This window comes from Klebsiella sp. Q2 (assembly GCF_009900705.1).
In the GTDB taxonomy this organism is placed as follows: Bacteria; Pseudomonadota; Gammaproteobacteria; order Enterobacterales; family Enterobacteriaceae; genus Klebsiella; species Klebsiella quasipneumoniae.
This window is the reverse complement of record NZ_JAAABE010000009.1, coordinates 30774-44737: the sequence shown is the minus strand read 5'-3', so window position 1 is coordinate 44737 and position 13964 is coordinate 30774. Positions and strand designations below refer to the sequence as shown.

The window sequence follows — 13964 nt, the reverse complement described above, 5'->3', positions numbered from 1 at the left end:
TTCCTCACTATGCTGAACGCCATTCACATCGCGAGGATCTCATGACACGCTTTCTTCTCTGCAGCTTTGCCCTGGTTCTGCTCTATCCCTCCGGCATCGATATGTATCTCGTCGGCCTGCCGCGTATTGCTCAGGATCTGGGAGCCAGCGAGGCGCAATTACATATCGCCTTCTCGGTCTATCTGGCCGGAATGGCCTCCGCGATGCTGTTTGCTGGCCGTATCGCCGACCGCTCGGGGCGTAAGCCTGTCGCCATGGTGGGGGCGGCGATCTTTGTTATCGCCTCCCTGCTCTGCGCGCAGGCGCACACCAGCAGCCACTTCCTTACCGGACGCTTTATCCAGGGGATCGGCGCCGGCTGCTGCTACGTGGTGGCTTTCGCTATTCTGCGCGATACGCTGAACGACCGTCGACGGGCCAAAGTGCTGTCGTTGCTCAACGGCATTACCTGCATCATCCCCGTGCTGGCGCCGGTGCTCGGCCACCTGATCATGCTGAAATACCCGTGGCAGAGTCTGTTCTACACCATGATCGGCATGGGGGTAACAGTGGGTTTGCTGGCGGTATTTATCCTGCGCGAGACGCGTCCGACGGCGCCTGCGCAGACGGCTATGCCGCAGCATGGCGCGGGCGAATCGCTGTTGAACCGCTTTTTCCTCAGCCGCATTCTCATCACCACCCTCAGCGTGACGGCGATCCTCACCTACGTGAACGTCTCGCCGGTACTGATGATGGAGGAGATGGGGTTCGATCGCGGCACCTATTCCATGACGATGGCGCTGATGGCGATGGTCAGCATGGCGGTCTCCTTCTCGACGCCGTTCGCCCTGTCGCTGTTTAAACCACGCACCCTGATGATAACCTCGCAGCTGCTGTTCCTGGCGGCAGGCGTGGCGCTGAGCCTCGCCACCCAGCAGGTCGTCACCCTGGTCGGGCTGGGCATGATTTGCGCCGGCTTCTCCGTCGGCTTCGGCGTCGCAATGAGCCAGGCCCTGGGGCCATTCACGCTGCGCGCCGGTGTCGCCAGCTCGGTCCTCGGCATCGCGCAGGTGTGCGGTTCGTCGCTGTGGATTTGGATCGCCGCCATCATCGGACTCAGCGCAATGAATATGCTGATCGGGATACTCATTGCCTGTAGCATAGTGAGTCTTGTTCTGCTACTGGTCGCCACTCCGCCGCGGGTTGCGCAACACAATGAAGAAGCCGCTTTCGAGTCTCGATCTTAATTTACTGCTCTGCCTGCAGCTCCTGACCCAGGAGCTCAGCGTCACCCGTACGGCGAAGCGGATGAACGTTTCGCCCTCGGCGGTGAGCAAGTCGCTGGCCAAGCTGCGCGCCTGGTTTGACGATCCGCTGTTTGTCAAAACGCCGCTGGGCCTGGCGCCTACACCGCTGGTCAGCAGCATGGAGCAGGATCTGGCGGACTGGATGCAGATGGGCAACCAGATCCTCGATAAACCGCACCACACCATGCCGAGCGGCCTCAAGTTCGAGCTGGCGGCGGAAACGCCGTTGCTGATGATCCTGTTTAACACCCTCTCCCAGCGCATCTATCAGCGCTACCCGCAGGCATTGATTCGTTTGCGCAACTGGGACTACGACTCCCTGGACGCCATCATCCGCGGCGAGGTGGATATCGGCTTCTGCGGACGCGAAAGCCATCCGCAGTCGCGGGAGCTGCTGAGCCTGCTGCCGTGGTATATCGATTTTGATGTGCTGTTCACCGACCTGCCGCAGGTCTGGCTGCGCGCCGATCATCCGGCGCTCAGGGAGGAGTGGGATCTGGCGGCATTCTTACGCTATCCGCATATCACCATCTGCTGGGAACAACGCGATACCTGGGCGCTGGACGACGTGCTGCAGGAGCTGGGGCATAAGCGTAACGTGGCGCTGACCGTGCCGGGGTTTGAGCAATCCCTCTTTATGGCGGCTCAACCGCAGCACACCATGCTGGCCACCGCGCCACGCTACTGCCAGCACTATAATCAGCAGCATCAGCTACCGCTGGTCTCCCGGCCGCTGCCGCTGGAGCCGCAGCATCTGGAAAAGCTTCGCGTCCCCTTCACCTTGCTATGGCATAAACGCAACAGCTACAACCCGAAGCTTGTCTGGCTTAGAGATACGTTGAAAGCGCTCTATTCCGGTACGCTGTAAGCTTTGTTTCGTGTCCGTAGCACCTTATTTGCGCAAGAATTTGTAAAATCCAAACAAATTCCCTTTTCAAGGGGGGATTTCGGCATTAAAACCTGTTAATACCAGGCGATAATAGCGCCCGCAGTTTTCATTCAGACCATTACTCACGGAGCGACGTATGGCAACGCATTTTGCACGAGGGATACTCAGTACCGGGGAGCCGCTATCGACACGTTTGTCAGCGGCCTGTCATCAATCCGCACGTCGGCTCCCTGAATACCGGCAAGCCCGCTTTCGCGCTTCGCGGTCGCTGCTCGCCGAACTGCTGTTTATGCTTTACGGCATCGGCGAGCTGCCTGAAATCGTTAACGAAGCCAATGGCCGACCGGTTTTTAGCGATCGTCACCTTCCCCGCTTCTCTATCTCTTATACTGGCAATATCGTTGGCGTAGCGCTGACCACCGAAGGGGATTGTGGCCTCGATATGGAGCTGCAGCGCACTGTCCGCAGCCACGACGCCGACCGGCAAAATTTCAGTAACAATGAGAATCTGTGGGTTAACATTCAGCATGACCCGGACGAAGCGCGCAGCCAACTGGTGGCGCTGCGGCGCAGCGTGCTGAAGCTGACCGGTGAAACATCAACGCAGCTGCAGCTGCTGCCTGGCTCCGGCCGCCTGCGTACCGCCGGCAGCCTGCCGATCGAAGCCGTCTGTGACGCCGAATCGCTGCTGGTGTGGTCGATTGCCGCTACCCCGAATATCGGCCCGCTGAAGGTCTGGGAGTATGACGCTAAGGGAGGCGACTGGCACAGCCTGGCGGACGCTCAGCGGCGCGCGCGCGAGCCGTCAGCCCGCCTGATGCGCTTTACCAGCCTACCCACGGAAAAAACCTTATCCCTCAATTGACCGGTCTTGCCGGCATCATGATCCAAAGGAGCAATCATGTCAGATACCTTGAAAGTGGTTACGTTACTCGGCAGCCTGCGTAAAGGGTCGTTTAATGGAATGGTCGCGCGTACCCTGCCCGGCATCGCGCCGGCGGGCATGGACATCTCCGCGCTGCCGTCAATCGGCGATATTCCGCTGTACGATGCTGATATTCAGGAAGAAGAGGGATTCCCGCAGCGCGTGCAGGAGATTGCGCAACAGATCCGCGAGGCGGATGGCGTGGTGATCGTCACCCCCGAGTATAACTATTCCGTGCCTGGCGGCCTGAAAAACGCCATCGACTGGCTTTCACGCCTGCCAGAGCAGCCGCTGTCCGGCAAGCCGGTGCTGATTCAAACCAGCTCAATGGGCGCCATCGGCGGCGCGCGCTGCCAGTATCATCTGCGGCAGATTCTGGTGTTCCTCGATGCGATGGTAATGAATAAACCGGAATTTATGGGCGGCGTGATCCAGAACAAAGTGGATCCGCAGTCAGGTGAAGTGGTCGATCAGAGCACCCTCGACCATCTGCGCGGCCAGCTGACCGCCTTTGGCGATTATATTAAGCGGGTAAAAGCATAAAAAAAGCCCGGCAGCGATGCCGGGCTTTTTCATCATGCGTGCGGATTAATGTGCATCAATAAAGACAATCTTCAGCACGAACAGCAGCGAGACGATAATTACGCAAGGGCTGAGGTCGCGCAGACGGCCGGTGCCGATCTTCATCACGCAGTAGGAGATAAAGCCCAGGGCGATACCTTCAGTGATCGAGAAGCTAAACGGCATCATCACCGCGGTGATAAACGCCGGTACCGCTTCCGTCAGGTCATCCCACTTCACGCGCGCCAGGCTGGAGGTCATCAGCACGCCGACGTAAATCAGCGCGCCGGCGGCCGCATAGGCCGGAACCATCCCCGCCAGCGGAGAGAGGAAGATAACCAGCAGGAACAGGATACCGACGACAACGGCGGTCAGGCCGGTGCGCCCGCCTACGGAAACGCCGGAGGAGGATTCGATATACGCTGTTACCGACGAGGTGCCGATGAAGGAACCTGCCACCGACGAGACGCTATCGACAAACAGCGCCTGCTTCATGCGCGGGAATTTACCGTTGGCGTCCGCCAGACCCGCTTTATCCGTCACGCCGATCAGCGTCCCGGAGGAGTCAAACAGGTTGACCAGCATAAAGGAGAAGATTACCCCGGCCAGGCCCAGATTCAGGGAGCCCGCCAGATCGACATGACCGATCACCGAAGTCACGCTCGGCGGAGCTGAGACGATACCGGTGTAGTGCACATCCCCCAGCATCCAGCCCAGCAGGGTGGTCACCACGATAGAGACCAGTACCGCGGCGTGAATGTTGCGCGACGCCAGAATCGCGATGATAAAGAAGCCCAGCACGCCCAGCAGCACGCTGTGGGAAGTCAGATGACCAATGCTGACCAGCGTTTCCGGGTTAGCGACGATAACCCCGGCGTTCTTCAGGCCCATCATACCGATAAACAGGCCGATCCCGCTGGTGATGCCCACGCGCAGGCTCAGCGGAATATTGGCGATCATCCAGTAGCGTACGCGGAAGATCGTCAGCAGCAGCAGGCCGACGGCGCCCCAGAAAATCGCGCCCATGCCGACCTGCCATGGCAGGCCCATCGCCTGCACCACCACAAAGGCGAAAAAGGCGTTCAGGCCCATCGCCGGCGCCAGAGCAACCGGCAGGTTCGCGAACAGCCCCATCATGATACTGCCGAAAGCGGCAATCAGACAGGTGGTCACAAACACGGCGCTGGTATCCATGCCCGCTACGCCAAGAATTTGTGGGTTAACAAAAACGATATACACCATCGTCAGGAACGTGGTGAAACCGGCGATGGCTTCCGTGCGCACCGTGGTGCCGTGCTCGCGCAGTTTAAATACGCGCTCCAGCAGACCCTGGCCAGAAGACTGGCTGGTTTGTTGTTGACTCATTATCGGTTTCCGAACGTAAGGAGGGAAAATTCGACGCTATCCTATACCAAATTACAGCGCCAGGCGCGGTTGTATGGTAATTTTTTTCATTTATTTTGCTTATACGGCAACGATTGCGTCGCGGCATTGGACATGACGAAAACGTTAAACTTGTTAATATGGAATGGCTATGACTCAACCAGAAGCAGTATTTTTTGACTGTGACGGCACGCTGGTCGACAGCGAGGTAATTTGCTCCCGCGCCTACGTGCACATGTTCCAGGAATTTGGCATTACGCTGGAGCTGGCAGAGATTTTTAAGCGCTTCAAAGGCGTAAAGCTGTACGAAATAATCGACACCATCAACGCCGAGCATGGCGTTAACCTGCAAAAGGCCACCCTGGAGCCGATTTACCGTGCGGAAGTCGCCCGCCTGTTCGATAGCGAACTGGAGGTGATTGCTGGAGCCCAGGCGCTGCTGGATGCGGTAAGCGTCCCGATGTGCGTGGTCTCCAATGGCCCGGTCAGTAAGATGCAACACTCTCTCGGCCGCACCGGCCTGCTGCACCATTTCGCTGACCGGTTGTACAGCGGCTACGATATTCAGCGCTGGAAACCCGATCCGGCGCTGATGTTCCATGCCGCAAAGGCGATGAACGTTAACGTTGAGAACTGCATTCTGGTTGATGATTCCAGTGCAGGTGCACAATCGGGAATAGCCGCCGGCATGGAGGTGTTCTACTTCTGCGCCGATCCGCACAACCCGCCAATCGATCATCCCAAAGTGACAACCTTTACCGATCTGGCTGCGCTGCCGGCATTGTGGAAAGCGCGCGGTTGGGATATCACTCGCTAGCCCCCGGCGTCGCCTGGCCGGGCGACGGTTGGCAGCAAGGGTAGCCCGGTAGCGCTGTGATCTCGCCCAGAACAGGATGGCTGGCGACCGGCTTAACTCATTATCTTCGGACACAAGCACTTTCATCTTGTCTTTCTTCACTCGCGGAAAACGGGGGCTAAACGCCCCCTCCGGCTATTTAAACAGTTTTTGCACAAACTCCGCGTAGGCAGGGCGCCAGACGTCCATTTCATGGTTCAGGCCGGGATAGGCGTGATAGTCAAAGTTGATCTTCTGTTTTTCCAGCTCGCTTTTCAGACCCGCGATGTCTTTGCCGGTCACGGAATCTTTTTCCCCGACGACCACGGTAAAGTTACGCAGCTGTTTATTGATCGCCTCAGGATGTTTCAGCTGCGCTTCCACACCAGCATTCGGCACCGTGGTGGTTGTGACGCCGCTAAACGTGGCGAGCCAGCCAAAGCTCTCCAGATGATTCATTCCGGAGACCAGCGCCTGATAGCCGCCCTGCGACAGCCCGGCGAGCGCCCGACCGTCGGCATCTTTACGCACGTTAAACCGGGCATCGATCAGCGGAATAATATCCTGCATGAGCTCTTTATCCGCCGCCTGCGCATTCAGCGGATAGAAGGTTTTGCGTCGCTCCTGCGGCGGGAAGTTTTCCGCGATGGCTTCCGGGATATCGGTTTCGGTATCCGGGACCACCACCAGCATTGGCTTGATCTTGCCCTCCGCCAGCAGGTTATCCATGATTTGCGGGATCCGCCCCTGATCGATGGCCGACAGGCCGCTGTCGCCAAAGCCATGATAGAAATAGAGCACCGGCAGCGGATCGCCGGTTCCGCTATAACCCGGCGGCGTCCAGACATAGAGACGACGTTCAGCGTTCAGCGCCTTTGAGTGATAGGTAAGGGTGCGCAGATCGCCGTGCGCGACCGCCCGATCGTCAAGAATACTGCCCGGCACCAGAATCAAACTGGTGTTCACCTGGCGCTGCGGCTTCTGATAGCGGCCGCCGGTATCTACCGAGCGGAAGCCATCCACATCGAAATAGTATTCATAGAGATTGGGCTTCATCGGCTCGCTTTTCCATGTCCAGACTCCGTCCGCTGCCTTGGTCATGTCGTGCGAGACAAAAGAGTCCGGCGTGGCGCCGGTGACTACCGAAACCCGCCGGGCATCAGGGGCAAACAGGCGGTAAGTGATACTTTTATCCGCGTTAACTTGGGTGATAAAGTGGCTCACCGGCAGGGAGGGGTCCGGCACCGCGGGCAACGGTGCCGCCTGAATGGTGAACGCCGCGCCCGCCAGCGCCAGGGCGAAATAAATTGCATGTCGTTTCATCGTTATTCCTCTTATGTTGTGTCCGTTCTGTTATCGTCTCACCACCAGATTTCCGCCTGCGCCCCTACGGCAAACTGATCGTTTTTACCGTCTTCAAAAATGCTGGTGGTGTTATTCGCGGCCTTATCCAGGTCGATATCCTTCGCTTTAATATAGGTGGCATAGAAGCGAATTTCCGGGCGCGAGGTCAGCATACTGGTATTAACTTTGAAGGTATGGAACAGCGTGGTCTTATAGCCGGACTCGTTATATTTTTTGCCGGTAACATCTTTGTTTTGCTGCTTGAAGTACCCCAGTTCGACGCCGGTCTGGTTATATTTATTCCAGATATAAGCCGGTCGCAGGACCGTACGGATGGATTCAAAATCGGAGTGGGCCCCGGTCTCGTAGCTGTAAACGTCGTTACCAAAAGAGTAAACGATGGCATTCGCCATAATAATGTCATCACGTAAATAGGTTTCCCCTTGCGAGGTTAAGCGCACGGCGGTGCCATTGGTATGGTCGCCATAATAGCGGCCGTTAAAGGTTGTATAGGGGCTGGATCCGGCATAGCGCGAGAAGCTGCTGGCAATGGAGTTATTCGCCAGTAAGAAAGAGAATTCGTTAAAGCCGCCGTTAGCAAATTTTTGCGTTAACGAGGTGCCGGCCATCCAGGTATCTTTCCATGGATAATAGCCTTCATTGCCCTCTTTATATTTCTCAGAAGAACTTTGGTTGGCAGCGACATAGCGTCCGCTGACCATCAGGCTGGCTTTATCCCACAGCGGGATCTCTTTGTAACGGATATCAAGGGTATTGGTGTTTATTTGCTGCTTATTGCTCAAGGAACGATCGTAGTCATCAACATCTTCCCGCACCAGCGCGATATCGAATTTCCCGACGCCAACCTGCCAGTTTTCCAGCCCCACGCCAGCCGCCGCATCGGTTCTCTGCGTTTTCCAGTCCAGCATCTGGATCTCGATTTTTGGCGCACCGTGTTTGCCGACCCAGAAATCGGCCTCCGGGGCAAACGGCAGGAATCCTTTGGTGTTAACGTACATATCCGAGAATTGGATGTAGTTTTCGCCGCCGGCATTGTCGCCAAACCAGCCAGTGGAATACTGCTGGCCAACGTTCCCGTCGAGCATCACGATGGCGTCGACGCGTTTATCGCCTTCCTGAAACACCCGCTGCTTCAGCTGCAGATCGAACCAGCCGGAATATTCATTGCCCAGACGGCCAAGCGAGCCGATGGCCCACGATTTTGGCGAGCCATGCGAGGCGGTTCCCCAGCCCGAGCGGAAGTAGCCGTTATAGCTAAAGCCAATTTCATCTTTGACGAACCTGCTAAAATCTTTCAGCGTCATCGCGCTGTAGGCTGGTGCACTGTCTGTAGCAGGTTGTTGATTTTTGACCAGTACCGCATCCGGTTTCACCGCTGCTTTCGGTCCGGCCGCCGCCGCGACGTTGCGCTTCTGGCTCTCTGCAGGCGGAGACCATGAGGCCCAAATCTGGTCTCTTTTTCTCTCCTGGTCTTGATATTTTTTGAGCTCTTTTTGCGTATCGCTGAGCGCTTTTTCCAGCAACTCAAGCCGTTGCTCTACCGTCAGCTGGCTCGCGATCAGGGAGGTTGAATAACAAAGCGGCGCCAGCAAGGCTATCGCCGAAGCGATCCTGGTTTTTCTCATCATAATATTCCCTTATATAAGTATTGGCATTAATAAAAACGACAGCGACAAGCATCGCGCGGGTTCAAATAGCTTTATCCATACCGCTTAAGGGCGCGGGGACTGTTATTTTTGCGCCTGGAAAAAAGCAAAAAAACCCGAAGAAGACGATCTGCCTTAACAGATAATCCTCTTCAGGTTTTGCCCGCGCATCGCGGTAGCAACCCTTATTAAGTCATTCTTCGCACGCATAAAAAAACCTGATATCGCCGCCGTGGGGGCAATATCAGGTTTTGCCTGCTGTCGCAGTAACAATCCGTTTAAAACATTCTGAGCTTGCGCGCTCAGTCAGTGGATGCTGATTGTTACGCGATAAAATGAAGAACTCAAACGGGCAGCCTGTTAATTGTGACGATAATCTCAGCAATATCGCTGCCGGTGGAGGAATCATATCTAATTCTGATAAATCCATTCATCAGAATTAGACAAAATGATTATTACTCTTTCGGATCTTTACCAGCGAGCAATTTATCCAGTTCATCGCCGCCCACATGACGGAAATCCTGGCCTTTGACGAAGTAGAAAATATATTCGCAGATATTCTGGCAGCGGTCGCCGATACGCTCGATGGAGCGCGCGCAGAACAGCGCCGTCAGGACGCTGGGGATAGTGCGCGAGTCTTCCATCATGTAGGTCATCAGCTGACGTACGATGCCTTCATATTCCTGGTCGACTTTCTTGTCTTCGCGATAGATACGTACCGCCTCGTCGAGATCCATACGCGCGAAGGCATCCAGCACGTCATGCAGCATCTGCACCGTATGGCGGCCCAGCGATTCAAGGCTCACCAGCAGCGGCTGATGCTGCTGGGAAAACTTCTCCAGCGCGGTACGGCAGATTTTATCCGCCACATCGCCAATGCGTTCCAGCTCAGCGATAGTCTTGATGATCGCCATCACCAGGCGCAGGTCGCTGGCGGTCGGCTGGCGCTTGGCGATGATGCGCACGCAGGCTTCATCGATCGCCACTTCCATCATGTTGACCTGTTTGTCGCCGTCAATCACGCGTTTCGCCAGTTCGCTGTCCTGGTTATGCATTGCGGTGATCGCATCAGAAAGCTGTTGCTCCACCAGCCCCCCCATGGTCATCACCTGGGTGCGGATATACTCCAGTTCAGCGTTGAACTGGCCGGAAATATGTTTGTTAAGATTTAGGTTGTCCATGGTGTCTCCTGATTGCCCAACTGGTGAGAGCCTGAAAGCACAAGGGCAAATCAACCGTAGCGGCCAGTAATATAATCTTCAGTTTGTTTCTTCGCGGGCTTGGTGAACAGGTCATCCGTATTGCTGAACTCAATCAGCTCGCCAAGATACATAAATGCCGTATGGTCGGAGCAACGCGCAGCCTGCTGCATGTTGTGAGTCACGATAACGACGGTGTAGTCCTGTTTCAGCTCGGTGATCAGCTCTTCGATACGCCCGGTGGAGATCGGGTCCAGCGCGGAGCACGGCTCATCAAGCAGCAGCACTTCCGGGCGGATCGCGATACCGCGGGCAATACACAGACGCTGCTGCTGACCACCGGAGAGAGAATACCCGCTCTGGTGCAGTTTATCTTTGGTTTCGTTCCATAATGCGGCTTTGGTCAGCGCCCACTGCACGCGCTCGTCCATATCGGCACGGGACAGTTTTTCAAACAGGCGCACGCCGAAAGCGATGTTGTCGTAAATGGACATCGGGAACGGCGTTGGCTTCTGGAACACCATGCCAACCTTAGCGCGCAGCAGGGCGATATCCTGGGTGTTAGTCAGAATATTGTCGCCATCCAGTAGGATCTCGCCTTCCGCACGCTGCTCCGGATACAGTTCAAACATTTTGTTGAACGTGCGCAGCAGGGTGGATTTACCACAGCCTGACGGACCGATAAACGCCGTTACCTGGTTTTTGGTGATATCCAGGTTGATGTTCTTCAGGGCATGGAATTTGCCGTAGTAGAAGTTCAGGTTACGAACTGAAATCTTACCCGGAGCTGTATTCACCATACTCATCTCAATCTCTTCCTCATTCAGCGCAGCCGTGGCTGCGCCGCAAAAAATTAACCGTGTTTCTTCTTGGCGAAGATAACGCGCGCCAGGATGTTCAGCAGCAAGACGCACAGGGTGATAATCAATACCCCGGCCCATGCCAGTTGCTGCCACTCCGCAAACGGACTCATGGCAAATTTGAAAATGGTCACCGGCAGGTTGGCAATCGGCTGCATCATGTCGGTGCTCCAGAACTGGTTAGACAACGCGGTGAACAGCAAGGGCGCCGTTTCCCCAGCGATACGGGCGATAGCCAGCAGGATCCCGGTCATAATCCCTGAGACGGAGGCTTTCAGGGTGATCGCCGAGATCATCTTCCACTTCGGCGTCCCCAGCGCATAGGCCGCTTCACGCAGGCTATCCGGCACCAGTTTCAGCATGTTTTCGGTGGTACGAATAACGATAGGCACCTGCAGCAGCGCCAGGGCGATAACGCCCGCCCAGCCCGAGAAGTGCTGCATCTGCGCCACCACGATGGTGTAGACGAACAGGCCGACCACGATAGACGGTGCGGAAAGCAGAATATCGTTGATAAAGCGGATAATTTCAGCCAGCACCGACTTGCGGCCATACTCCGCCAAATAAATTCCGGCGAGGATACCCAGCGGCGTACCAAAGACGGTTGCCCACAGGATCAGCAGGCCGCTGCCGGCGAGGGCGTTGGCCAGACCACCGCCCGCGGTATTCGGCGGCGGCGTCATTTCGGTAAACAGCGCCAGACTCATGCCGTCGAAGCCGCGGGTTATGGTCGCCATCAGGATCCAGATAAGCCAGAACAAACCAAACGCCATGGTGGCCATCGACAGCGCCAGAGCGATACGGTTCTTCATGCGGCGTTTGGCCTGCATCTTGCGGCGGGACTCCGCCAGCTCGGCGGTGCTTTGCATTTCAATGGTCGCCATTAGCGTGCCCCCTCATTCTTCGCGAGGCGCATAATCATAAACTTCGACGCCGCCAGAACGATAAAGGTGATAACGAACAGGATCAGGCCCAGCTCCATTAGCGCCGCCACGTGCAGGCCGGTTTCCGCTTCGGCAAATTCGTTGGCCAGCGCGGAGGTAATGCTGTTCCCCGGCATATACAGCGATATGCTGTCGAGCTGGTAGGTGTTGCCGATGATAAAGGTGACCGCCATGGTTTCACCCAGCGCGCGGCCCAGACCGAGCATCACGCCGCCGATCACCCCGTTTTTGGTGAACGGTAAAACGATGCGCCAGATCACTTCCCAGGTGGTGCAGCCGATGCCATAGGCCGACTCTTTCATCATCACCGGCGTCTGTTCGAAAACATCGCGCATGACCGCGGCGATATAAGGGATGATCATGATGGCCAGAATGACGCCAGCGGCGAGAATGCCAATCCCAAACGCCGGGCCGGCAAACAGCGCGCCGACGAACGGGATGGTCGACAGGACGTTCCCCACCGGCTCCTGGAAGTAAGTCGCAAACAGCGGGGCGAAAATAAACAGGCCCCACATGCCGTACACGATACTCGGGATTGCCGCCAGCAGCTCAATCGCAATGCCCAGCGGGCGCTTGAGCCAGGCGGGGGACAGTTCAGTCAGAAACAGCGCGATGCCGAAGCTCACCGGGACGGCGATCAGCAGCGCGATAAAGGAGGTCACCAGAGTTCCGTAGATCGGCACCAGCGCGCCGAAGATTTCGTTGGGCGCATCCCACTCTTTGGTCCACAAAAAGGCAAAGCCAAACTTTTGAATGCTCGGCCAGGAAGAGATGATCAGGGAAACAATGATGCCGCCCAGCATCAATAGCACAATCAGCGCAGCCAGTTTTACCAGCGCACTGAAAATTATGTCACCCTTTTTCCCCGGAGGGGTAAATGCAGGCTTGGTTGCAGCCATAGATTACTCTTTACGTATTAAAACTTGTTCGAATAAATGCCCGGTGGCGTTGGCTCCCGGGCCTACAGTCTGAACCGTAGGGCGGGCAGCGCCTGAACGCCCCCGCCATCTTCGTCAAAAATCTACTGTTAGTACAGCGCTTTACCGCTGCTGTCTTTGACGTTGGTTTTCCATGCCGCACGAACCTGCTCTACCACGCTTTCCGGCAGCGTCGCGTAATCCAGCGCATTAGCTTCTTTCCCGCCGTTTTTATACGCCCAGTCAAAGAACTTCAGCACTTCGGCGGTCTGCTCAGGCTTGTTCGTCGCCTTATGCACCAGGATGAAGGTGGTTGAGGTGATCGGCCATGCGTTTTCACCTTTCTGGTTAGTCAGGTCCTGAGCGAAAGACTTGCTCCAGTCAACGCCTTTTGCGGCGTTAGCGAAGTTGTCTTCAGTCGGGCTAACCGGCTTGCCGTCGGCAGAGACCAGTTTGGTGTACGCCAGGTTGTTTTGCTTGGCGTAAGCGTATTCGACGTAACCAATCGAGCCCGGCAGACGCTGAACAAAAGCGGCGATACCGTCGTTGCCTTTACCGCCCAGACCGGTTGGCCAGTTAACGGTAGAGCCTGCGCCGATTTTCGATTTCCACTCTTCATTCACTTTGGACAGGTAGCTGGTAAAGACGAAGGAGGTACCGGAACCATCGGCGCGGCGAACCACGGCGATATTCTGCGACGGCAGCTTCAGACCCGGGTTGAGCTTAGCGATCGCTTCGTCATCCCATTTTTTAATTTTACCCAGGTAGATATCGCCGAGGGTTTTGCCATCCAGCACCAGCTCGCCGGATTTCACGCCAGGCAGGTTAACCGCCAGCACCACGCCGCCAATCACGGTCGGGAACTGGAACAGGCCTTCCTGGGTCAGTTTGTCATCAGCCAGCGGAGCATCAGAAGCACCGAAATCCACGGTGTTGGCAATAATCTGTTTAACGCCACCAGAGGAACCAATACCCTGGTAGTTCACTTTATTGCCAGTTTCTTTCTGATAGGTGTCAGCCCATTTGGCATACACCGGCGCAGGAAAAGTTGCACCTGCGCCAGTCAGGCTTGCTGCTGCGAAAGCAGAGAAAGCGCTCATCGATAAGGTCGCGGCGACAACTGTTGCGACGGTGGTACGCATAACGTTCATAAT

General features: G+C 56.2%; 13 protein-coding genes. 5 read left to right on the top strand and 8 right to left on the bottom strand.

Annotation, left to right across the window (positions count from 1 at the left end):
• Nucleotides 1-41: 41 nt before the first annotated feature.
• The 4 genes from GT756_RS24445 (at nucleotide 42) to GT756_RS24430 (ending at nucleotide 3643) form a co-directional block, all read left to right on the top strand.
• Nucleotides 42-1226 carry an MFS transporter gene (locus GT756_RS24445; protein WP_004202290.1) on the top strand — a complete coding sequence of 395 codons (1185 nt, stop codon included), beginning with the start codon at nucleotides 42-44 and terminating at the stop codon, nucleotides 1224-1226.
• The gene (gene yidZ / locus GT756_RS24440; RefSeq protein WP_004202291.1) at nucleotides 1195-2154 is read left to right on the top strand and encodes an HTH-type transcriptional regulator YidZ; all 960 of its coding nucleotides are present in this window, start codon (nucleotides 1195-1197) and stop codon (nucleotides 2152-2154) included. Before GT756_RS24445 ends, yidZ begins: the two co-directional genes overlap by 32 nt.
• A gap of 310 nt (nucleotides 2155-2464) precedes the next feature.
• Nucleotides 2465-3040 carry a 4'-phosphopantetheinyl transferase superfamily protein gene (locus GT756_RS24435; RefSeq protein WP_072140520.1) on the top strand — a complete coding sequence of 192 codons (576 nt, stop codon included), beginning with the start codon at nucleotides 2465-2467 and terminating at the stop codon, nucleotides 3038-3040.
• A 36-nt stretch (nucleotides 3041-3076) separates the two neighbouring features.
• Nucleotides 3077-3643, top strand: a complete 567-nt coding sequence (locus GT756_RS24430; RefSeq protein WP_004202293.1) for an NADPH-dependent FMN reductase — start codon at nucleotides 3077-3079, stop codon at nucleotides 3641-3643.
• Nucleotides 3644-3688: 45 nt separating this feature from the next.
• Here GT756_RS24430 and GT756_RS24425 read toward each other — a convergent pair whose 3' ends face one another.
• Complete coding sequence (locus GT756_RS24425) at nucleotides 3689-5026, bottom strand: NCS2 family permease (RefSeq protein ID WP_004202294.1); 1338 nt, start codon at nucleotides 5024-5026, stop codon at nucleotides 3689-3691.
• Nucleotides 5027-5195: 169 nt separating this feature from the next.
• Here GT756_RS24425 and yieH point away from each other — a divergent pair, with 169 nt between their 5' ends.
• Complete coding sequence (gene yieH, locus GT756_RS24420) at nucleotides 5196-5861, top strand: 6-phosphogluconate phosphatase (protein WP_004202295.1); 666 nt, start codon at nucleotides 5196-5198, stop codon at nucleotides 5859-5861.
• A gap of 174 nt (nucleotides 5862-6035) precedes the next feature.
• Here yieH and GT756_RS24415 read toward each other — a convergent pair whose 3' ends face one another.
• From GT756_RS24415 to pstS, 7 genes are all read right to left on the bottom strand, one after another.
• A complete protein-coding gene (locus GT756_RS24415) occupies nucleotides 6036-7202 on the bottom strand; it encodes an alpha/beta hydrolase-fold protein (protein WP_048326132.1) in 1167 nt (388 codons plus the stop codon).
• Nucleotides 7203-7240: 38 nt separating this feature from the next.
• The gene (locus tag GT756_RS24410; RefSeq protein WP_017899655.1) at nucleotides 7241-8872 is read right to left on the bottom strand and encodes a carbohydrate porin; all 1632 of its coding nucleotides are present in this window, start codon (nucleotides 8870-8872) and stop codon (nucleotides 7241-7243) included.
• A 473-nt stretch (nucleotides 8873-9345) separates the two neighbouring features.
• Nucleotides 9346-10071, bottom strand: coding sequence for a phosphate signaling complex protein PhoU (phoU, locus tag GT756_RS24405; RefSeq protein WP_004107251.1), 726 nt, complete (start codon nucleotides 10069-10071; stop codon nucleotides 9346-9348).
• A 50-nt stretch (nucleotides 10072-10121) separates the two neighbouring features.
• On the bottom strand, nucleotides 10122-10895 hold the full coding sequence (pstB, locus tag GT756_RS24400; RefSeq protein WP_004145006.1) for a phosphate ABC transporter ATP-binding protein PstB: 774 nt from the start codon (nucleotides 10893-10895) through the stop codon (nucleotides 10122-10124).
• A 47-nt stretch (nucleotides 10896-10942) separates the two neighbouring features.
• Complete coding sequence (pstA, locus tag GT756_RS24395; RefSeq protein ID WP_004202301.1) at nucleotides 10943-11833, bottom strand: phosphate ABC transporter permease PstA; 891 nt, start codon at nucleotides 11831-11833, stop codon at nucleotides 10943-10945.
• The gene (gene pstC / locus GT756_RS24390; RefSeq protein ID WP_004202302.1) at nucleotides 11833-12792 is read right to left on the bottom strand and encodes a phosphate ABC transporter permease PstC; all 960 of its coding nucleotides are present in this window, start codon (nucleotides 12790-12792) and stop codon (nucleotides 11833-11835) included. Before pstC ends, pstA begins: the two co-directional genes overlap by 1 nt.
• Nucleotides 12793-12920: 128 nt before the next feature.
• Nucleotides 12921-13961 (bottom strand): phosphate ABC transporter substrate-binding protein PstS, encoded by a 1041-nt coding sequence (gene pstS, locus GT756_RS24385; protein ID WP_004150308.1) that lies wholly within the window; start codon nucleotides 13959-13961, stop codon nucleotides 12921-12923.
• Nucleotides 13962-13964 lie beyond the last annotated feature (3 nt).